This is a genomic window from Alteromonas sp. MB-3u-76, from assembly GCF_002831605.1.
Lineage (GTDB): Bacteria > Pseudomonadota > Gammaproteobacteria > Enterobacterales > Alteromonadaceae > Alteromonas > Alteromonas hispanica.
On the sequence record NZ_CP025115.1, the window covers coordinates 2,209,278 to 2,230,495 of the forward strand.

Below are 21,218 nucleotides of genomic sequence, written 5' to 3' on the forward strand. Positions count from 1 at the left end.
CTTATAAATAATAGGTTTAGGGCATGCTGGTCTGACCTCAAAAGCCGTTCTCAAGATTGTAACGAGCCAACGCGTAATAAAGCAGACAAGTGTAATGTTCAACGCCTTTCAGGAGTGATGTATGGCAGATTTTATATGGTTCTCACTGGTCGTTCTGACGCTAGCCATTGCTAGTTATCAGCGTACCAGCCTGGTGACAGCAGTCGCTATGGGTGCAGGCGTCATGGTTTTAGGCACCTTTTTTGGCGATATTGGCCTGTTTGGTTGGTTAGTGTATCTTGCATTAACACTGCCGTTTACGCTGTCGAATATCAGACAACAACACATCTCTAAAAAGCTACTGGCATTTTACCGCAAGGTTATGCCTGAAATGTCGAGCACTGAACAAGAAGCTATCGACGCCGGTACTGTCTGGTGGGATGGCGATATATTTAGTGGGAAGCCAGATTGGGATAAATTGCATCGCATTCCAAAAGGTCGCTTAACCGCAGAAGAGCAAGCGTTTCTCGACGGACCTTGTGAAGAAGTCTGCTCAATGGTTGACGAGTGGCAAATAAATCACAAAGACGCAGACCTGCCTCCAGAGATTTGGCAATTCCTCAAAGAGCACAAGTTCTTTGCGATGATCATCAAAAAAGAATATGGCGGTCTCGAGTTTTCTGCATTCGCTCAATCTCGCGTTTTGCAGAAGCTAGCCGGTGTTAGTGCCGTATTATCAAGTACGGTTGGCGTTCCTAACTCTTTAGGCCCGGGCGAGCTTCTTCAGCATTATGGTACGAAGGAACAGCAAGACCATTATCTACCACGCCTAGCGGCGGGTGAAGAAATTCCTTGCTTTGCTCTTACTGGTCCAGAAGCAGGGTCAGACGCAGGGGCAATTCCAGATGTAGGTATTGTATGCAAGGGCGAGTTTAACGGTGAAGAAGTACTAGGCATGCGCCTAACTTTTAGCAAGCGTTATATCACGCTTGCGCCGGTTGCCACTGTTATCGGTTTGGCATTTAAACTGAAAGATCCTGATGGATTACTAGGCGACAATGCCGATCCAGGTATTACCTGTGCGCTAATCCCTCGCGACACCAAGGGCTTAGAAATTGGACGTCGCCACTTCCCGCTTAATACACCGTTTCAAAACGGTCCTATTAAAGGGGACGACATCTTTGTACCAATCGACTATATCATCGGCGGGCCTGCAATGGCCGGACGCGGCTGGCGTATGCTGATGGAGTGTCTGTCAGTAGGTCGCTGTATCACTCTACCGTCTTCAGCTGCTGGTGGCGCGAAGTCTGTTTCTCTTGCCACAGGTGCTTATGCCCGAATTCGTCGTCAGTTCCGTATGCCAGTAGGTCATATGGAAGGTGTAGAAGAAATGTTGGCCCGCATTGGTGGTAATGCTTATTTAATGGATGGCGTAACACGCTTCTCAACAGTCGGTGTTGACTTGGGCGAGAAACCATCTGTTATCTCTGCAATTTGTAAATACCATCTGACGGAGAAAATGCGACAAGTAATGGATGATTCCATGGACGTTCATGGCGGTAAGGGCGTTATGCTTGGCCCTAATAACTATTTAGGCCGCGGCTACCAAGGTGTGCCTATCTCTATTACCGTAGAGGGCGCCAACATTCTTACTCGTAACATGATGATCTTTGGTCAGGGCGCAATGCGCTGTCATCCCTTTGTTCTCAAAGAATTGCAAGCTGCAGCCATTGAAGACAAAAAAGAAGCATTAGTCGCATTCGATAAGGCCGTATTTGGTCACATTGGTTTCGCTGTTGCTAACACAGTACGTAGCATTTGGTTCTCGCTCACAAATGGTGCCTTTAGTAGTGCTCCATTTACAGACGAAACGGCTCGTTATTACAAGCTAATGCAAGGTTACAGTGCAAACCTGGCGCTTCTTACCGATGTGTCTATGGGTGTGCTTGGTGGAGACCTTAAACGTCGCGAGAGATTATCTGCCCGATTAGGCGATATCTTAAGTGGTATTTATATGGGTAGCACCACGTTGAAGCGCTTTGACGAAGAAGGTCGCTTGAAGGAAGATTTGCCGCTTCTACATTGGGCAATGCAAACTACCCTTCACGATATAGAGACTGCTATTGAAGACTTCCTTGCAAACTTCCCTAACAAGGCCATTGCTGTTGCACTTCGTGTAATGGTACTTCCTGTTGGTCGTCGCGTTGGAAAACCTTCAGACAAAACCGAGCATGCTATTGCAAAAATGCTTCAAACACCGTCAACATCAAGAAGCCGCCTTGGTCATGGTCAGTACCTTAGTCGTGAAGACGGCAGCTTGTTTGGTGATCTTGAACAAACTCTCGATGATGTTTTACTGTGCGAGCCTATCTTCGACCGCATCTGTAAACACAAGAAAGCTAAGCTTCCGTTTACACGCTTAGATGTTCTTGCTGATGAAGCACTTGCTGAAGGTATCATTGACCAGTCAGAAGCAGACTTGATGCACAAAACAGAAGCAGGAAGACTTCGTACAATTAACGTTGACGACTTCGACCACGAAGAGTTGGTAGCAAAAATCAATTCATCTACTGTAGCGAAGAAGAAAAGCGGTAAGGCGGCATAGCCATTAACTGCGAGATAATTCAAATGTATAAAGGCCACATTCAGTGGCCTTTTTTATGTCTAGAATATATCTGAAGATAAGTTATACCTGCGATAACACGCCGCGATTACGAATATTTTAAGTCACGCTGAGTAGCTAAGTAAGTGACTAAGTGAGTGGCTAAGTATCTAGGCGGGCTGGTATTATTAAAGTGCAGGGCAATAAAAACAAAAAATCCGGATAGCTTGGTCAAGCTTTCCGGATTTGTATACGTATATTGGCGTTCAAAATACGAATGTTTTAACTTAGTTGGAGTTTATCCATCAGCAACACGGCCTGAGTACGCGTGTTAATCTCTAATTTACGCAATATGGCGCTGATGTGCGCTTTAATTGTGGCTTCTGTCACGTTCATCTCATGAGCGATTTGCTTATTCATCAAGCCTGCTCTTAAATATGAAAGAACCTGAATTTGCTTAGGCGTTAGTTCGCGGAATCGCTGTAATAGCACTTTAAGTTCGTCATCCACTTTATCAAGCTGTTCAGCAACACCCTCTGGAAGCCATTTCTTGCCCGCTATGATATCGACAATAGCCTGAGCTATTTCTCGTGTTGCCGATACTTTAGGGATAAAACCTTGTGCGCCTAAGCTCATTACCTGAGCAACAACCTCAACACCATCGCTTCCTGAAATTACACCAATTGGAACATTTGGATATTGTTCTTTAAGAGTTATAAGTCCATTGAAATATTCACCACCTGGCATATTTAAATCAAGAAGTACTAATTTAATGTCGTCGTACTCACCAAGCTTAGCCAAAGCAGTGTCTAGACTTTCTGCTTCAATGATTTGAGCATTTTCAAAATAGGGAGTAAGCGCACCGCTCAAGGCTTCGCGAAACAACGGGTGATCGTCGGCTATTAAGATTCTAGTCATTAACGTACTACGTCCTTTTTATAATATGTGTATAGATTAATACTTTAGGCTAGTGACGAAAAGCCCTAAACAACAAAAAAGCTATAAATTCAGCATTTAAATCACGTTTTGATTTGGCATTTGGTATTCAAACGGTAAAATTACGACACCAAACCAAAACCTATGAGTATTACGTGAAGAAACACGACAACCTTTTTGCAACTCCACTAACAAAAGTCGCTGACTTTACCTTTGATGAGTCGGTGGTTGATGTGTTTCCTGACATGATTCAGCGCTCTGTACCAGGCTATGAATCAATAATTCATGCTATTGGCGAACTTGCGAGCATGAAAGTTACCGAAAGAAGTCGTGTATACGATTTGGGTTGTTCTTTAGGTGCTGCGAGTCTTTCAGTGGCCCGAGCCACTCAGAATATCAACTGCGAGATTATCGGCGTTGACAGTTCTGAAGCCATGGTAGAAAGATGTCAGCGAATTGTGCAGACTTTTTCTTTGCCCAACCCTGTCTCAGTTAAAAAAGGAATGGCACAGGACGTAAGCATTGAAAATGCCTCAATGGTGATTATGAACTTTACTCTTCAGTTCATACCTCCTGCAGACAGAAAGGCACTGTTAGAGCGCATATTTGACGGACTTAATCCAGGTGGAATACTCGTGCTGTCAGAGAAGATACGTCACCCCTCAGTAGCCGGTAATGAATTGTTAATCGACCTCCATCACCAGTTTAAACGCAATAACGGCTACAGCGAGTTGGAAGTAAGCCAAAAACGCGCCTCACTTGAAAAAGTCATGCTTACCGACACGTTTGAAGAGCATGAACGTCGACTATTAGACGCGGGATTCGACGATGTAGTGATGTGGTTCAAGTGTTATAATTTCACGTCCATGGTTGCTATCAAAAAATAGCATCAACAATGCTATCGATTCCCTATCAACTCGCATAGGGAATTTTACCTTAAATAAATGAGTTTATAATGAGCAAAATTGCGCAGGAATGGTTTAACGACTGTTATAAATCCTTGCTGGATAGCCCGCTTTCATCGTGGCTTCAAACCCTACCTTCACAAATTAATACCTGGCAACAACATAACAAACACGGTGAATTCGACAAGTGGTGTCGCTTGCTTAATAAGCTTCCTACCACGTCGCCAAGCGTTGTTGAATTAGGTGACAGCGTTACTATTGGCAAAGAATCTGACATCAACGACTACACTAAGAAACAAATTTCAGGGTTGTTGAAGCAATTTATGCCTTGGCGAAAAGGTCCCTTTTTTCTACACGATATTCATATCGATACTGAATGGCGCTCTGACTGGAAATGGGATCGGGTAGCACCCCATATAGCGCCGTTAAAAAACAGGTATGTATTAGATGTAGGGTGTGGCAGTGGCTATCACATGTGGCGAATGCTAGGAGATGACGCTGCTGGCGTTTATGGCATTGATCCTACGCAGTTGTTTTTAATCCAGTTTCAGGCAATTAAACACTTTGTCGGGCAGCGGAACATACATTTCTTGCCGCTGGGCATAGAGGACATGCAGCCGCTTAAAGCCTTCGATACTGTCTTTTCCATGGGAGTACTCTATCACCGAAAAGATCCTATGCAGTTTCTCACTCAGCTAAAAAACCAGCTTAGAAAAGGCGGGGAACTCATACTTGAAACGCTAGTGGTTGATGGCGACGAAAATACAGTGCTAATGGCCGGCGAGCGCTACGCTCAAATGCGCAATGTCTGGTTTCTTCCAAGTTCTGAGGCGCTCATGGTTTGGCTGGGTCGGCTAGGATTTGAAAATATTCGCGTTGTTGATGTTAATCACACCACTCTTGATGAGCAGCGGTCAACAGAATGGATGGAAACACAGTCTTTGAAAGATTTTCTTGATCCGGCAGATATTACTCGCACCATTGAAGGCTACCCTGCACCACAAAGAGCCGTTATTGTGGCCAACAAAAAGTAATTTACTGCCTATTCTTGCTACCCGCTTTGTTGGCACAGATGTTGTAACCCTAATCAGCTATGGAGTGCGAATTCTGTATTGATTAGGGTAATAACATGGACATACATGGCTTTTTAACAGCCCATCATTTGCCAAGTAGCTATGCAGATACTGCACAAAAGTGGTTCACCCCACTCTGTGAAAGGCTCATTAAGCACCAAAAAGGTGCAAAAAAACCATTTATCCTTGGCATTAATGGCTGCCAAGGCTCTGGAAAATCTACGCTCACTAATTTTATAGAGACGTTTTTAGAAACTGAGCATGATTTACGCGTGGTATCTCTCTCTATAGATGACTTTTATCTAGATAAAGCGAGCCGCAATGCGCTTGCTATCAAAGTACACCCACTATTAAGAACTCGAGGCGTGCCGGGTACTCACGATATCCCTCTAGCTCTGGAAACTTTTGCAAAGTTAACAAATGGTGAACCGACAAGACTGCCGCGCTTTGATAAAGCATCTGACAACCCGTTTCCTGTTGGCAACTGGCCGCTTATTAGCGAAACGCCCGATGTGATAATTCTCGAGGGCTGGTGTGTTGGTGTACCACCGCAAGCCAAATCAGCACTTAGAACTCCCGTCAATGCGTTAGAAGAAAACGAAGACTCGTTGTGCACTTGGCGCACATTTGTCAATGGTGAATTGCAGGATCAATATCAAACACTTTTCGAAAAGATAGATTATAGTGTGATGTTAGCAGCACCATCTTTTGACTGTGTTTATCAGTGGCGTCTAGAACAAGAGCACAAGCTTGCTAGAGCCACAAAAAACCAGGCTGACGGCATTATGAGTGACGAAGAAGTCGCGCGTTTTATTCAGCACTATCAGCGTTTAACAGAGCATGCGCTCGCTACATTGCCAGATAAGTGTAATACCGTTTTCCATCTCGATGAACAAAGAACGATTTCACAACAGGACTTGAAGTAATGACAAAAACGCTTGTTTTCACCGATATGGATGGCACGTTGTTAGACCATCATACGTACTCTTTTGAGGCGGCGAAACCAGCCTTGGCAGCACTCGATAAAAAAAACATACCTGTTATCCCAACCACCAGCAAAACCTTCGCTGAATTACAGCCCTTGCGAGAGGACATAAATTTAACCGGCCCTTTTATTATTGAGAACGGCGCGGCTATATTTATCCCTCATGGATTTTTTAAACAAAAACCAAGTGGTACTGTTTGGGTCGACGGTTATTGGTGCAAGGCCTTTATATCTAGTAAAAACCATTGGATAAAACTACTAGAAAAAATAAGCGGAGACTTTGAAGGTAGCTATAAGCAATTTTCAAAAATGTCTATAGAAGACATTCAAGCTTGCACGGGTCTTGATGAGCAGTCGGCTTCTCTCGCCGCGAAACGTCAGTTTGGCGAGCCCGTGTTATGGGAAGGTTCTGATGACGACAAACAGATATTTTTAGACGCTATTACCCAACGAGGCGCGTTTCCTCTAGAGGGCGGACGTTTTATACACGTATCGGGTAATTGTGACAAAGGCCAAGCCCTTTCTTGGCTGGCAAAAGAATACCAAAGACAAAATGGCGTTGCCGTTCAGACCGTAGCCTTAGGTGACGGCAAAAACGACATCGCTATGTTAGAAGCTGCAGATATATCAATAAGAATACTTTCACCGGTAAATCCTCCGCCAGATGTAAAAAAAGAAGAGGTATATACCAGCACCCTAAATGGTCCAGAAGGCTGGACTGAAATGCTTACCCAATTATTATCTTTATGATCAGGAGGACACATGGCTGATTTTTATCAAAACGGTGTTATAACCACATTACACAACTTAGCTCGTAGACCCACCGAGGAAATTGAAGCAGAACTGCTGCAGTTTTCAAAAAAACGTCCAATGGCGCTAATCTTGCCGTCACTATTTTCTGAGTTGGAAGGTGAAGCCCTACCCCATATTGTTGAAGAACTCACAAACGTGCCCTATCTTTCTGAAATTGTTATCGGACTCGACCGCTCTAACGAAGATCAGTACAAGCATGCTCTTTCGTTTTTTAGCAAGTTACCGCAACACCACCGCGTGCTGTGGAATGATGGACCTCGTTTACGCGCAATCGACGAAGAACTTCAAGCTCAGGGCCTTGCCCCTAAAGAAATGGGTAAAGGCAGAAATGTGTGGTATTGCATGGGGTATATCCTTGCATCGAACCGCGCAGAATCGGTTGCGCTTCACGATTGTGACATCGTAACCTATGAAAAAGACCTACTTGCTAAACTCATCTATCCGGTTGCTAACCCAAACTTCAACTACGAGTTCTGTAAAGGATATTACGCTCGTGTGGCCAACGGCAAAATAAATGGCCGCGTTTCTCGCCTATTAGTTACTCCGTTGCTAAGAGCACTTAAACGCATAATGGGAGATAATGAATACTTAGAATTTATGGACAGTTTCCGTTATCCACTGGCCGGAGAGTTTTCATTTAGACGTGATGTGCTAAACGATATACGTATCCCAAGTGACTGGGGACTAGAGATAGGTGTATTGTCTGAAATGCACCGTAATTATTCACACAACAGACTGTGTCAGGCCGATATTTGCGATATTTACGATCACAAACACCAAGACCTATCCCTCAACAATGACGAAGGTGGTCTTTCTAAGATGTCTATCGACATTACAAAAGCCATATTCAGAAAACTAGCAACTCAAGGCTACACGTTTAGTAATGAAATGTTCCGTTCGATAAAAGCCACCTACTTCAGGATCGCGTTAGACTTTATCGAAACGTATCACAACGACGCAGTTATGAACGGATTAAACCTCGATATTCATAACGAAGAAAAAGCCGTAGAGATGTTTGCAAGTAACATTATGAAAGCGGGTCAGAATTTCTTGGAAAACCCAATGGAAACCCCTTTTATACCAAGCTGGAACCGCGTTACCAGTGCAGTGCCTGATATTCTAGAGCGCTTGCTTGAAGCCGTTGAAGCCGATACCGCTGAATATATGGAGAAATAATATGGCATGGGACCCTCTCCATGACAAAGTAAAGCACCATTTAGAAACGATTTACGCCGATGTGTCGCTAGATGTGTCTTATGACACCCTAGCAACACAGCTATTAGCTGCAATTGGCATTGCGTCGAGTGAAGATATTGCTTCCCCAAAATCACATTACAACTATTGGGATGAGCAGGACATTATTATGATTACCTACGGGGACAGCGTTATTCGAGAGAATGAACGTCCCTTGGTAACGCTAAACAACTTTTTGCATCAATACTGCAAAAATACCGTTAATAATGTGCATATTCTGCCGTTTTTTCCCTACAGTTCCGATGACGGTTTTTCGGTAATCGACTATTCCACCGTGAATGAGTCTTTGGGATCGTGGGATGATATCGAGGCAATAGCAAAAGACTATGGGCTAATGACAGACTTGGTGATTAACCATTGTTCCGCAAGAAGCATATGGTTTGATAACTTCATCAAGAGCGAAGGTCCTGGGTCCGACTTTTTCTTTACCGCTGATCCAAGCGACGATCTCTCTATGGTTACGCGACCTCGTGTGTCGCCGCTACTAAGAGAAACAGAAACCGCCGACGGTGTAAAACATGTATGGTGTACCTTTAGTCACGACCAAGTCGACTTTGACTTTAGGAACCCCAAAGTGCTGCTTGCTTTTGTCGATATTATTAAACTTTATATCGATAAAGGAACTAAGCTTTTCCGCTTGGATGCCGTGGCATTTCTCTGGAAGATTGTTGGCTCTAATTGTATTAATTTGTCGCAAACCCATGAGGTTGTGCGCTTATTACGTACATTGATTGAACATGTCGATCCCTCAATTATCATAATTACTGAAACCAACATTCCAAATAGGGAGAATTTAACCTATTTCGGTAATGCAAACGAGGCCCATGCGATTTACAACTTCTCACTGCCTCCTTTGCTTGTAAATACGTTAGTTACCGGAGACTGTACCTACTTGAAAAGCTGGATGATGAGTATGCCACCAGCGCAAAACGGCACGGCATATTTTAATTTCATTGCTTCTCATGATGGTATTGGCTTACGCCCAGCCGAAGGACTGCTCGACGATGAGGAAATATCTGAGCTAGTGCACACCATGCAAAATTTTGGTGGTAAAATTTCTTGGCGTGCATCCGAACACGGAAAGCAAAAGCCCTATGAGATAAATATCACCTTGTTCGATGCCTTACAGGGCACAACCAAGGGGCCTGATAAATATCAGGTAGACCGCTTTATTTGCGCCCATGCAATTATGTTGGGAATGGAAGGTATTCCGGGGCTTTATATTCACAGTCTGCTTGGCACATCTAACGACTATGAAAAAGTCGCGAATACCGGCCAAAACCGAAGTATAAACCGACGCCGCTGGGATATCGATGAGTTAGAGGTGTTACTAGACTCGCCCCACTCACAGCATCATAAAGTGCTCACGCGTTTGTCGCAGCTGATACGGATCAGAAAAGCGCAGCCTGCTTTTCATCCTAATGCCACTCAATTTACGCTACAACTCGGTAACGAGATATTTGGCTACTGGCGTCAAAGCCTCGATAGAAAGCAAAGCGTCTTTTGTGTAAGCAACATTTGCGATGAAGAAAGAACGATTCTATTGTCAGACATTAATTTAATAGGCACCGACAATTGGATAGATTTAGTCACTCGGGATGAAATTTGTCTTTCTAGCGGCTTTATTCAGTTAAAACCCTATCAGACCTTATGGATAAGTAACCAAGACTTTGAATAGGTTCTGCTTATAATGTTTGAAGGCGCTTGAGAAGAATATATTCACGCGCCTTTTCATCTCCTTTCAACATTCTCGGTTTTATAATCTATGCAACCTATATCTGAGGGATCCCCACGAATTTAGCATGTAATCTTGCTCATGCAAGCTTCAGCGGTGAGTTCATCAAGCCAGCGGATCGTCTTTTTCCACTGATGCAGGGTAAATCGCATTGAGGTGTTAAAAGCTCTCAAGCCAAGAAAGTGAAAGGATAGTACGGATTTTGTTTCGGTATTTGCCTGAAAGCGTCGATGCTTGTTACTGACAACTAATAGCATGCCCAACAGTACAGCCACTAACGAAGCCAGTGTGGTAAGCAAGACCAGAACAGTAATGCGTGTCTTGGTTGTGCTGCGATTATTTTCATACCCCAGACCAAAGCGCGTGCTTTTCATATCCCGAAAGCCTTCTTCTATTTGCATGCGCTGGCGATAAATATCGATGACTTGTTTAGATAAGTGACGATGGTAGGGCAATGACGTCGCCAGTAGCCACGGATCTCTTGCGCCATCAGCATATTTCAATGAATTGGTATCCCGTTGGCGCGAGCCATTGGCATTAAACGCTCGTCGACCTTTCGCTTTCTCTTTAACCAACACCAAGGTACAGGCAAAAGGTCGTGACTTGACGATAAGCGCGTTATCAAATCGCTTGGGCCGTGTTGTAGCCTTTAGATAAAGCTCAGCGATAGATTGCCATTCATTACCGCCATCCAGCGAATATAAATGTGGCTTTCGCACACGTCCGACAATATGCCATCTCAATGCCTGCACTTCACGAAACCACGGCGATTTGTAGCCCGCATCAGTGACAATAATGGGCTGGCAGGTATCCGGTAAGAGCGTGTGCAATATCTCTAAAAAGTCTCTATGTGTAGTCGCTTTTGCACTGGCTTTTCTATCATGCACTTCCTGATAAAGGGTAATAGGCCGCCCTTTAACGACAATTGCGGCGCGAAGTAAAAAGTGCTTTTTGCACTTATCCAAATCTGACCAGTCAACGGCAATGACAGGATGTTTACAGGTACAAAATAACCGGCAAATCATTGCATAGATAAACGGTACTTCACGCTGGAGGTGACCATTAGATAACAGCCGGTCAGCCCGCTTAATACGGTGTTTCTCATAGGCATTGGAACGGATACCGCGCCCCATACTGGTCACAGTGGCCGAACCGCTCTCAATCAAGCTTCGCACACAGGCGACAACGGCCTGTTTGCGGGTTTTATGCATTTTATGGCTGACAAAAGAGACAAGATTGTTCAATATAGAGCGTGCATTCATGGTGTTTTCTGTGTTGGTTTTTTTTGGCGAAAGATCTGATCACCAAATGCCATGAATGTTCCCTAACTCTTTGACTTTATTTTACTATTCGTGGGGATAGCTCAGAACCTATATCCACTTTTATCTTTGATTTAGACGGTACCTTAGTCGACTCTGTGCCCGATTTAGCCATTGCACTTAATGCTGCGCTTGACGATGTAGGTATGCCTACGCACAGCAATTGCGTTATTAGAAACTGGGTAGGAAATGGTGCAAAAGTACTTGTAGAGCGAGGATTAGCAAACGGGGTAAACAATGCTGACACCCCAGACCAACTAAATAGCGAAGAGCTAATAGAACACACTTTTCAGCGCTTTTTATATCACTACGACCGCAACGTTTGTAAAGAGTCTAGTTTATACCCAGGAGTTTACGACACGTTAAAAAGCCTGGCCGCTCGGGGGTTTACTCTTGCTTTGGTTACCAACAAACCCAAAAAGTTTATTGCACCTATTGTTGAGGCACTCAGCATAGACAGCTTTTTTACGCTGTTTATTGGTGGCGATTCACTTAAAGAAAAAAAGCCCTCCCCTTTGCCTCTCAACCATGTGTGTAAAACACTAAACACTGACGCGAGCGAATGCGTTATGGTGGGGGATTCGAAAAACGACATTTTAGCTTCAAAGGCTGCAAATATGCGCAGTGTAGGCTTAACCTATGGCTACAATTATGGAGAGGATATCAGTACTTACCAACCCGACTGGGTGTTTAGCAAGTTTAAAGAAATAGCATCCATAGTGGCTTAAATGCATTAGATTAGTTGAGCCTGCAACACCGTTTCACAATTAAAATGCCTTAGAATTTAAAACTTCATCGCTTAGAACATAATTCGTACAACAAAGATCAACACGCGGAAATAGAGACATTACCCTTTGGTAAAATATACTTTTTTCTGTACTATCCGCCTGTTAAATAATTCAGGGAGTTACGGGTATGTCGACAAGCTGGCTTTCTTTGGAAGACGCACTGATAAAAGCGCGAGCAACAGCTCACGCAGTGAGCGACGTTGAATATGTCAGTTTAGCAAAAGCTCACCGTAGAGTAGTTGCAGAAGATATTATTGCCTCGACAAACGTGCCACCATGGGATAACTCGTCTATGGACGGCTATGCTATTCATGTCACTGCCGAATCCAGCTCTTTAGCTAACGACAATACCGAAGCAACGGATTCTTCCGGTAAAACTTTCACTGTGCAGGGTGTTATTACCGCGGGTGACAGAGCCGCGACACCTCTTCATTCAGAACATGCTTATAAAATCATGACAGGTGCACCTATTCCTCAGGGTGCAAACGCCGTGGTGATGGTAGAAAATACTAGCTCTAGCGATGCAAACACAGTGACTGTCCATACCCTCCCTAATGCTGGTGAAAATATTCGTGTGAAAGCCAATGATATTGCCAGCGGAGAGGTACTTATCAAAAAAGGAACGTTACTTAGGGCTGAGCACTTAATGCTATTGTCGTCTCAAGGATTAAACACGCTACCTGTCTACAGAAAGCTTCGCGTTGGCATTGTGGCCACGGGCAATGAATTAGCAGCGCCCGGTGAAGCATGCAGCGACACGCAAATTTTTGAATCGAACCGTGCGGGTATAAGCGCCATTGTCGAGGACGAAAATGTCGAGATTATCGATTTTGGCATAGTGAAAGACGATAAAGCCTCGCTGTCAGACTTATTTCATCAAGCGTCTAACACCGTTGATATCATGATAAGTAGTGGTGGCGTGTCTGTTGGTGATGCCGACTATGTTAAAGACGTCATTGATTCAATGGGCAGCATCGAGTTTTGGAAGATCGCAGTTAAACCCGGTAAACCTTTTGCGCTAGGTAAACTTGATGACACTGTATTTTGCGGGCTTCCAGGCAATCCGGTTTCTTCATTCGTCACCGCCAAACTACTGGTATTGCCTATAATTCGCAAAATGCAGGGCCGACAAGATGACCTAGGTCTATTCACTGTTACAGCCACATTGACGAAAGACATCAAGCGTCGTCCAGGCCGCCGTGATTTCCAGCGTGCGCTAATGAGCACTGATACACAAGGCAACCTTGTTGTTACACCGTTAAAAAACCAAAGCTCGGGAGTGATGACCTCTATCACCTCAGCGAATTGTTTTATGGTAGTGCATGAAGAACTCGCTGAGCTGAACAAAGGTGACGCTATTCCCGTTATTCCTTTTACATAGAACATGTGACGCTATTTTTGAAATGGCTGAGTCAGGCACTGATGGCCAGAGACCAAGCGCCAAAGCGCTGCGTTATAATAATTTCGTTGACCATACGTTTGCCATGTTGGGCTTTCATAAAACAAATAAGAGAATTTATACCTGTGATAAAACAACGCTTTTTTATTGAAGCCAGAGATGTATTAAAACTCGCGTGGCCGCTGCTTATTGCGCAAATAACCCAAATGTTAATGGGTGTAAGCGACACAATTATGGCAGGGCGATACAGTGCAACCGACATGGCCGCGGTAGCGCTAGGTTTTAGTATTACCATTCCTCTTCTGTGTTTTATACAGGGTATCGCCCTTGCTCTACCCCCTATAATTTCTCGGCTTCATGGCAACAAAAATATCTCAGGCATAGCCAATGCAAGTCAGCAAGCAGGCTACTTAGTACTGTTCGTTGGTTTGCTTATTGCCGCACTTGTGCCCTTTACCGAGGCCATAGTCTCGTTGTTTCCGATGGCACCTGAATTACACACGATCACCGTCGACTACGTTATCTATGTATTTATCGCAATGCCAGGCTTTGCCATATATCAGTGGTTGAGAAACTATTGCGAGGGGTTGGGGAAAACTAAACCTACGATGATCATTACAGTCATTGGTTTGATGGCAAATGTGGTCGGTAACTACCTGTTTATTTATGGGGTGGGCCCCCTTCCCGCCATGGGGGGCGCAGGGTGCGGTGTTGCTACTGCCCTTGTGATTTATACCATGCTCGTAGCCACTATCATTTACGTAAAGTTTGCACCGGCGCTAGCAAAATACGCCCTGTTTACTTATTGGTATCGCCCAGACTTAAAAGTCATTGGTAGAACCTTCGCTATGGGACTTCCAATCGCGATGACCATATTGTTTGAAGTGACACTGTTTTCTGCAGTAGCGCTGCTTATCGCTCCCTTTGGTGCAAATGTGGTTGCCGCTCATCAAGTGGCACTGAACTTTTCAGCCCTTATGTTTATGTTTCCTATGAGCATTGGCATGGCAGTGGCTATTCGTATTGGCTATCGCATCGGGCAAAACAATATACGCCAAGCAAAAATAGCTGCGCGAAGTGCTATTTTAATTGGCTTTGTTACCTCTGCATGCACTGCTACTTTTACCCTAGTGGCTAAGGGGTTTATTATCGGGCTGTATACAAACGACAGCGAGGTTTACGCCCTTGCCAATGCGCTACTTATCTATGCAGCACTTTTTCAGCTATCTGATGCAGTGCAGGTTATATCTGCCAATGCGCTTAGGGGTTATAAAGACACTACCGCCATGTTTCTAATCACGTTTGTATCATATTGGCTTATTGGCTTGCCCACAGGCGTTGTTTTGGGAAGAACATCGTGGCTTACCGCTGAGCCGATGGCAGCTGCCGGCTTTTGGATTGGATTTATTGTGGGGCTAAGTGCAGCAGCTGTGCTACTTGGTGCAAGACTACTTTATATTCAACGAAAAACCGCCGTGTTAAAAGCGTAATTGTACTTACAAGCTAGCCCTCTTTTTATCGAGGGCGTTTTGTTTATTTCTTAGCTAGCGAGAACGGCTTAATCCTTTTATAGCGTCTGTTAGTCCTTCGAGCGTTAGCGCATACATTTTATCTTCCATAATCTCTCTCATTATTTTAATGGAAGAATAGTATGGCCAATAGTTTTCGGCCTGTGGGTTTAGCCACACCGCGTTACTAAAATGATTAAGCAGCCGCTGCATCCATACACTGCCCGCCTCTTCATTCCAGTGCTCTACGCTTCCACCCGGATAGGTAATTTCATAGGGTCCCATGGTGGCGTCGCCAACAAAGATAACTTTGTAATCTTTGCCGTAGCGATGAATGATATCCCAAATAGGAATGCGCTCTTTATTGCGTCTAAGATTGTCTTTCCATACTTCCTCGTACACACAATTGTGAAAGTAGAAATACTCTAAATACTTAAACTCTGACTGTACGGCGGAAAAAAGCTCCTGCGTAGTTTTAACGTGTGGGTCCATTGATCCCCCCACATCAAAAAACATCAGCACCTTTACCGCGTTGTGACGCTCTGGTGCCATGTGAATATCTAGCATGCCACCTTTTTTAGCGGTCTCGCCTATGGTAGTTCTCACGTCCAGCTCTTCACTGGCGCCAGTTCGAGCAAACTTTCTCAATTTGCGCAATGCAACTTTTATGTTGCGGGTGCCTAACTCCACATCGGAAGAGAGGTTTCTAAACTCTCGCTTATCCCACACTTTGGCAGCAGAAAACTTTCTATTTCCTTTTTGACCAATGCGAACCCCTTCAGGGTTATCTCCATAAGCACCAAAGGGCGAAGTCCCCCCTGTGCCTATCCATTTATTACCGCCTTGGTGACGTTTTTCTTGCTCTTCCAGCCGCTTTTTAAGAGTTTCCATAAGCTCATCAAGCCCACCGGCTTTGCGCAGCGCCTCGCGCTCCTCTGGGCTTAAGTTCTTTTCAAGTTCTTTGCGCAACCACTCTTCAGGGATTTCCTTTCCGAACAGATCGATAGATTCAACACCTTCAAAATAGTGCGCAAAGGCGCGATCAAACTTATCGTATTGAGTTTCATCTTTAACCATTATGGTGCGAGACAGGCTATAAAAGCCCTCTATGTCTGCATAAACCACATGCTTTTCTAATGCGCGCAACAAATCAAGCAACTCACGAAGAGTGGTTTTTACTTGATACTTTCTCAGCGTGAAAAAAAACTCAATAAGCATTAGCGTCTCGCCATAAAGACCAGTTTTTCAAAAAGGTGAATATCTTGCTCGTTTTTAAGTAATGCCCCGTATAGTGGTGGGATTGAAGCCTTACCGTCTTTGTTGTGAAGCGCCTCTGGTGGAATGTCTTCTGCGACTAGCAGTTTCAACCAATCGATTAACTCAGACGTCGACGGTTTTTTCTTAAGCCCTGGCACGTCACGTAGATTAAAAAATGCAGACAGTGCTTCGTCTAACAAGTTTTTCTTAAGGTCGGGAAAATGCACATTAACAATTTCTCGCATGTCGTCTGGCGTAGGAAACTGAATGTAATGGAAGAAACAACGGCGCAAGAATGCATCTGGCAGCTCTTTTTCATTATTCGACGTAATAATCACAATGGGACGCTGAGCGGCAACGACTCGCTCTTGGGTTTCATAAACGAAAAATTCCATTTTATCGAGTTCAAGCAATAAATCGTTTGGAAACTCGATATCGGCTTTGTCTATCTCGTCAATAAGTAACACCGGGCGTTTTTCTGCGCTAAACGCTTCCCACAGTTTCCCCTTTACAATGTAGTTACCGATATCGTGCACTCTATCATCGCCTAGCTGCGAATCTCTAAGACGAGACACCGCATCGTATTCGTATAAGCCTTGCTGCGCTTTCGTGGTTGATTTAATGTGCCATTGAATTAGTTCGGTACCTAAACTGTCGGCAAGCTCCTCGGCAAGCATGGTTTTACCCGTGCCCGGCTCACCCTTTATAAGTAGAGGCCGCTCTAGTGTGATTGCCGCATTAACAGCGAGCTGTAGGTCTTTGGTTGCGATGTAATTAGACGTGCCGCTAAAAGCCATTCTTCTTATACTCCGTTTAATTCTTCGTCTTCATGTAATTTAACAATAACATATAGCTAAAAAACACTTTGCATTTTTACTTTTAGGACCAATCATATAGGGGTATAAAGAAATCCCCAAATTCAGGCTATGAATTATTAACTATTATATTGGCCGTACAGATCACGACTTTTGGGGTTTGCTTGTGAATCAGGAACGAGTTAAGGATAAAAGATGAACGTATTTGACGACAATTCCCTAGCCATTGGCCGTACGCCACTAGTGAAACTAAATCGCGTTACCTCTGGTAATGTGTACGCAAAAATAGAGTCTCGCAACCCAAGTTTCAGCGTTAAGTGCCGTATTGGTGCAAACATGGTCTGGGATGCAGAAGAGCGCGGTGTTCTGACAAAGGGTAAAGAGATTGTAGAGCCTACAAGTGGTAATACGGGTATTGCCTTAGCGTTCGTTGCTGCTTCACGTGGTTACAAAATAACGCTAACTATGCCAAGTAGTATGAGCTTGGAACGCCGCAAACTGCTTAAAGCATTAGGTGCAAACCTAGTGCTTACAGAGGCTCCTAAAGGAATGAAAGGCGCAGTGGCCGCAGCACAAGAAATCGTCAACTCTGATCCTGAAAAGTATGTACTGCTTCAGCAGTTTGACAACCCTGCTAACCCAGCTATTCACGAAAAGACCACAGGCCCTGAAATTTGGGAAGACACCGACGGTAAAGTTGATGCATTCGTAGCGGGTGTGGGTACAGGCGGTACCATTACAGGTGTAAGCCGTTACCTTAAAAACACCAAGGGCAAAGCTATTACATCTGTAGCGGTTGAGCCAACTGATTCGCCGGTTATCACACAAGCATTAGCGGGTGAAGAGTTAACTCCTGGTCCACATAAAATTCAGGGTATTGGTGCTGGGTTTATTCCTGGAAACCTTGACTTAGACCTTATCGACGAAGTTGAGCAAGTCTCTAACGAAGACTGCATGGACATGGCACGCAAGCTAATGACAGAAGAAGGTATTTTAGCAGGTATTTCCTCTGGTGCAGCGGTTGTGGCAGCGAAGCGTTTCGCTGAACGTCCGGAAAACAAAGATAAGATTGTTGTTGTTCTTCTTGCTAGCGGTACAGAGCGTTACTTAAGTAGCCCAATGTTTGCTGGTGCGTTCGACGAACAGGAAGAAGTTCAATAGTTGAACGGTAGACTAAAAGCGTTACGCGTACAGTAAAATGCTGTAATAGCGTACTGAAAAGCGAGGAAGACTATATTTAGTCCCTCGCTTTTTTTTGTATTAAAAATTGACGTTTACATTACGGATAGCTGCACATTATTTGCTACCCTGTTACCCTTAGCACTTAATTAGTAGTACTTAGTTATTAGTCCTTAATTATCGTTACAATACGACAAAACAATAACAGTATAGGTCAATAAAGAACTGGCATAGTACGTCATTAAACACATATTTGCCCTTTAACCTTTTTCGCCTCAGGAGGCTTGTAAAATGAACGCCCATAAGTTGTATACCTTGTTTGGCCTTATCTCCCTACTATTGCTCAGTGCATGTGGAGAAAAAGAAAAAGGTATTGGTCGTTACGGCATGCTTGACGAGAGTACACCAGAATACACAACTGTTGTTTTTCTAAACAGTGTTTACGAAGACGATAATTTAGATAGAGCAATTTCTTTATCTAGCGAAAAGATGACCCGAATACTAAAACGCTACCATACCAACAAAAATGTACAGCGCCATTTACTCAACTTGAAGTACGACACCGTTACGGTGACACCTCAAACAGCAGGCAAAATAGGCAGAACTGAATTTGCCGAAAAATCGACCATCACTGTATTTTTAAGCGGTATGTATGGTGAAGACAAAATAGAAGACTTACGCAGTCTCGACCTTATCAAAGAAGATGGTGATTGGAAGGTGAACAAGATTCACCCTGATACCTACTTATAGCCTCGCTTTATATCACATCCAGAATAATAGTCTGAAACCGTGACATTAAAGTTAGAGGAGTATTACTTAGCTTGCATTTCGCTCTAACAATGTTTTGCCTCAAAACTAGTTTTGGCGACTATTGTAAATAAGCGATTTACGGTAGCCCATCGAGTAATTTACCATGGTCAGCTAAAGACAAACAACGGACGGTCAGGTTTCAAAGCTCATAGTGCCGCTTTGTGCCAATAGCCGACATCACATACTTTTGATGGCGAAACTGGTTGTAGAAGTTATACAAACAATCATTTATTGAAATGACAATTACTTAGGGTCCCCCCCCTAAAGTCGCTTAGCATGTGGAACAATCAGAACAGCCACAAGAGTAGAGGAATACAAGAGCCATGACTCATAACAAAATCACCCTGACCATCGCCGCTGTGTTAGCCCTAAGCGCATGTGCCGACAAAAATCCGCCAGCACCGACCTTAACTATCAAAGTGACACCACCGGCTGATTACTCTGCTAATGACACTATTCATCTGGTCGGTAATTTTAATGATTGGGCACTGGACGGTGACAAGGCTTACTCACTTATAAAAAATAACGAGGAGCTGAGCGTTACCATTCCGATCACCGAGAAAAATGTATTTTTTACCATGGTCAAAGACAAAAATTGGCAATGGATGCCCGCCAACGAAATGGCAAAAAGCCAATGTACCTATCTACATAAAGCAACGGGTGGCGATGCGGAAATGGCAGTTCATATTCCGCTCTGGACTGGCGATAAGCCTTTAAAAGCAGCCGAGCCGAGTTTAAGCGGCAGCATCGTACAGCATAAAAATATTACACTGCCCCAATTTGGCCGCAGCAGTGATATCTCCGTTTATCTGCCTAAGTCCTACCAACACAACACTGACAAAACCTACCCGGTTTTATATATGTTGGATGGCCAAAATATTTTTAACGCTCAAACGGCACACAGCGATGAATGGCGCATTGATGAGCTATTGGAGGAGCTGACCAGTGCTGGCAATCTGGATGAAATGATTGTGGTGGCGGTGCCCAATAGCGCTGAGCGATGGGTTGAATACAACCCCTGGGCATTTAAAAACCGCGATGGCAAAGCCACACAAGGCCAAGGAGAATTAACGATTCGCTCGATTAAAGATACTCTAAAACCCTTTATCGACAGCCGCTACCGAACCGATCCGCAGCCAGCCGGCACCGGTTTAGCGGGCAGCTCGCTGGGCGGCTTAATGGCCATTTATGCCGCGCTGAAGCATAGCGACACTTTTGGTTTTACAGCCGCATTTTCACCGGCTTTAGCGATTGAAAATATGGACGGAATAAATGTGTTATTCGAAGCCATTAAACAGCAGCAAACTATTGGCAATAGCAAAATATATTTTGATATAGGGCAGATGGAATATGGCAATTACGAGCAGATCGAACAATTAAATAGCCTGCTGCTTAAACAGGGATTTAAACCGGAAAATCTTAAGTTGGTGAAAGATGATGTTGGGCGGCACTGCGAAGTGGACTGGTCGCGCCGATTCCCTGCGGCGATGGAATGGTTGCAAGCAGGCATTTAATACATTTCGAAATATTCGTTGAAAACCACTCTGATTGTATGGATGTCCAAAAAAGCTGTTTTCTTTTTGGGGTCCCCGTAAAGTGAGCCGGTATTTTGGCCGGTTGTGAGGTTTTAAAAATGCGCGTGTCTGAGCGGTTCGACGGTAGCGAACCACGAGTTTGCGCATTTGCCTCAAAAATTGGCCAAAATACCGGGCTTTCGAACGATCCCGGGGTCGCCTTTTCTTTGGTTTCTTTCTTTTGGCGAAGCAAAAGAAAGAGACTCGCCTTTAGGCGAAACCCGCGCAACGCCGTTGCTTAAAACAACTATCGCCTGAAGGCCAAGGGTCTATGCCGAATGACCGCA

Annotated in this window: 17 protein-coding genes; 13 read left to right on the plus strand and 4 right to left on the minus strand. The window is 44.2% G+C overall.

Annotated features, from left to right (window positions below; all coding sequences use genetic code 11):
• The first annotated feature begins 121 nt into the window (after window positions 1-121).
• A complete protein-coding gene (gene fadE, locus CW735_RS09920; RefSeq protein ID WP_071979041.1) occupies window positions 122-2,584 on the plus strand; it encodes an acyl-CoA dehydrogenase FadE in 2,463 nt (820 codons plus the stop codon).
• 279 nt (window positions 2,585-2,863) lie between these two features.
• Here fadE and CW735_RS09925 read toward each other — a convergent pair whose 3' ends face one another.
• Complete coding sequence (locus tag CW735_RS09925) at window positions 2,864-3,499, minus strand: response regulator transcription factor (RefSeq protein WP_071979042.1); 636 nt, start codon at window positions 3,497-3,499, stop codon at window positions 2,864-2,866.
• A gap of 173 nt (window positions 3,500-3,672) precedes the next feature.
• Between CW735_RS09925 and cmoA the strand changes: the two genes are divergently transcribed.
• The 6 genes from cmoA (at window position 3,673) to CW735_RS09955 (ending at window position 10,225) form a co-directional block, all read left to right on the plus strand.
• Window positions 3,673-4,404, plus strand: a complete 732-nt coding sequence (gene cmoA / locus CW735_RS09930; protein ID WP_071981175.1) for a carboxy-S-adenosyl-L-methionine synthase CmoA — start codon at window positions 3,673-3,675, stop codon at window positions 4,402-4,404.
• A gap of 77 nt (window positions 4,405-4,481) precedes the next feature.
• The gene (cmoB, locus tag CW735_RS09935; protein WP_071981176.1) at window positions 4,482-5,456 is read left to right on the plus strand and encodes a tRNA 5-methoxyuridine(34)/uridine 5-oxyacetic acid(34) synthase CmoB; all 975 of its coding nucleotides are present in this window, start codon (window positions 4,482-4,484) and stop codon (window positions 5,454-5,456) included.
• A 95-nt stretch (window positions 5,457-5,551) separates the two neighbouring features.
• Complete coding sequence (locus CW735_RS09940; RefSeq protein ID WP_071979043.1) at window positions 5,552-6,421, plus strand: kinase; 870 nt, start codon at window positions 5,552-5,554, stop codon at window positions 6,419-6,421.
• The gene (locus CW735_RS09945) at window positions 6,421-7,230 is read left to right on the plus strand and encodes an HAD-IIB family hydrolase (protein ID WP_071979044.1); all 810 of its coding nucleotides are present in this window, start codon (window positions 6,421-6,423) and stop codon (window positions 7,228-7,230) included. Before CW735_RS09940 ends, CW735_RS09945 begins: the two co-directional genes overlap by 1 nt.
• Before the next feature lie 12 nt (window positions 7,231-7,242).
• On the plus strand, window positions 7,243-8,469 hold the full coding sequence (locus CW735_RS09950; RefSeq protein WP_071979045.1) for a glycosyl transferase: 1,227 nt from the start codon (window positions 7,243-7,245) through the stop codon (window positions 8,467-8,469).
• A 1-nt stretch (window position 8,470) separates the two neighbouring features.
• Window positions 8,471-10,225 carry a sugar phosphorylase gene (locus CW735_RS09955; protein WP_100971916.1) on the plus strand — a complete coding sequence of 585 codons (1,755 nt, stop codon included), beginning with the start codon at window positions 8,471-8,473 and terminating at the stop codon, window positions 10,223-10,225.
• 119 nt (window positions 10,226-10,344) lie between these two features.
• Here CW735_RS09955 and CW735_RS09960 read toward each other — a convergent pair whose 3' ends face one another.
• Window positions 10,345-11,544, minus strand: coding sequence for an IS4 family transposase (locus tag CW735_RS09960; RefSeq protein WP_100970741.1), 1,200 nt, complete (start codon window positions 11,542-11,544; stop codon window positions 10,345-10,347).
• A 155-nt stretch (window positions 11,545-11,699) separates the two neighbouring features.
• Here CW735_RS09960 and CW735_RS09965 point away from each other — a divergent pair, with 155 nt between their 5' ends.
• The 3 genes from CW735_RS09965 to CW735_RS09975 all read left to right on the plus strand — a co-directional run bounded on the left by CW735_RS09965 (window position 11,700) and on the right by CW735_RS09975 (window position 15,278).
• Complete coding sequence (locus CW735_RS09965; protein WP_232368255.1) at window positions 11,700-12,329, plus strand: phosphoglycolate phosphatase; 630 nt, start codon at window positions 11,700-11,702, stop codon at window positions 12,327-12,329.
• A gap of 187 nt (window positions 12,330-12,516) precedes the next feature.
• Window positions 12,517-13,770 carry a molybdopterin molybdotransferase MoeA gene (gene moeA, locus CW735_RS09970; RefSeq protein ID WP_071979048.1) on the plus strand — a complete coding sequence of 418 codons (1,254 nt, stop codon included), beginning with the start codon at window positions 12,517-12,519 and terminating at the stop codon, window positions 13,768-13,770.
• A gap of 143 nt (window positions 13,771-13,913) precedes the next feature.
• Window positions 13,914-15,278, plus strand: coding sequence for an MATE family efflux transporter (locus CW735_RS09975; protein ID WP_071981177.1), 1,365 nt, complete (start codon window positions 13,914-13,916; stop codon window positions 15,276-15,278).
• A 54-nt stretch (window positions 15,279-15,332) separates the two neighbouring features.
• On the opposite strand, the gene CW735_RS09980 is transcribed toward CW735_RS09975, so the two are convergent.
• Both CW735_RS09980 and CW735_RS09985 read right to left on the minus strand, forming a co-directional pair.
• Window positions 15,333-16,514 carry a vWA domain-containing protein gene (locus CW735_RS09980; protein ID WP_071979049.1) on the minus strand — a complete coding sequence of 394 codons (1,182 nt, stop codon included), beginning with the start codon at window positions 16,512-16,514 and terminating at the stop codon, window positions 15,333-15,335.
• A complete protein-coding gene (locus tag CW735_RS09985; RefSeq protein WP_071979050.1) occupies window positions 16,514-17,350 on the minus strand; it encodes an AAA family ATPase in 837 nt (278 codons plus the stop codon). The genes CW735_RS09980 and CW735_RS09985 overlap by 1 nt, the downstream gene beginning before the upstream one ends.
• Window positions 17,351-17,563: 213 nt before the next feature.
• Here CW735_RS09985 and cysK point away from each other — a divergent pair, with 213 nt between their 5' ends.
• From cysK to CW735_RS10000, 3 genes are all read left to right on the plus strand, one after another.
• Window positions 17,564-18,529 (plus strand): cysteine synthase A, encoded by a 966-nt coding sequence (gene cysK, locus CW735_RS09990; RefSeq protein ID WP_071979051.1) that lies wholly within the window; start codon window positions 17,564-17,566, stop codon window positions 18,527-18,529.
• 309 nt (window positions 18,530-18,838) lie between these two features.
• A complete protein-coding gene (locus CW735_RS09995) occupies window positions 18,839-19,297 on the plus strand; it encodes a hypothetical protein (protein ID WP_071979052.1) in 459 nt (152 codons plus the stop codon).
• Window positions 19,298-19,680: 383 nt separating this feature from the next.
• Window positions 19,681-20,871, plus strand: a complete 1,191-nt coding sequence (locus CW735_RS10000; protein ID WP_100971920.1) for an alpha/beta hydrolase — start codon at window positions 19,681-19,683, stop codon at window positions 20,869-20,871.
• Window positions 20,872-21,218: the final 347 nt, after the last annotated feature.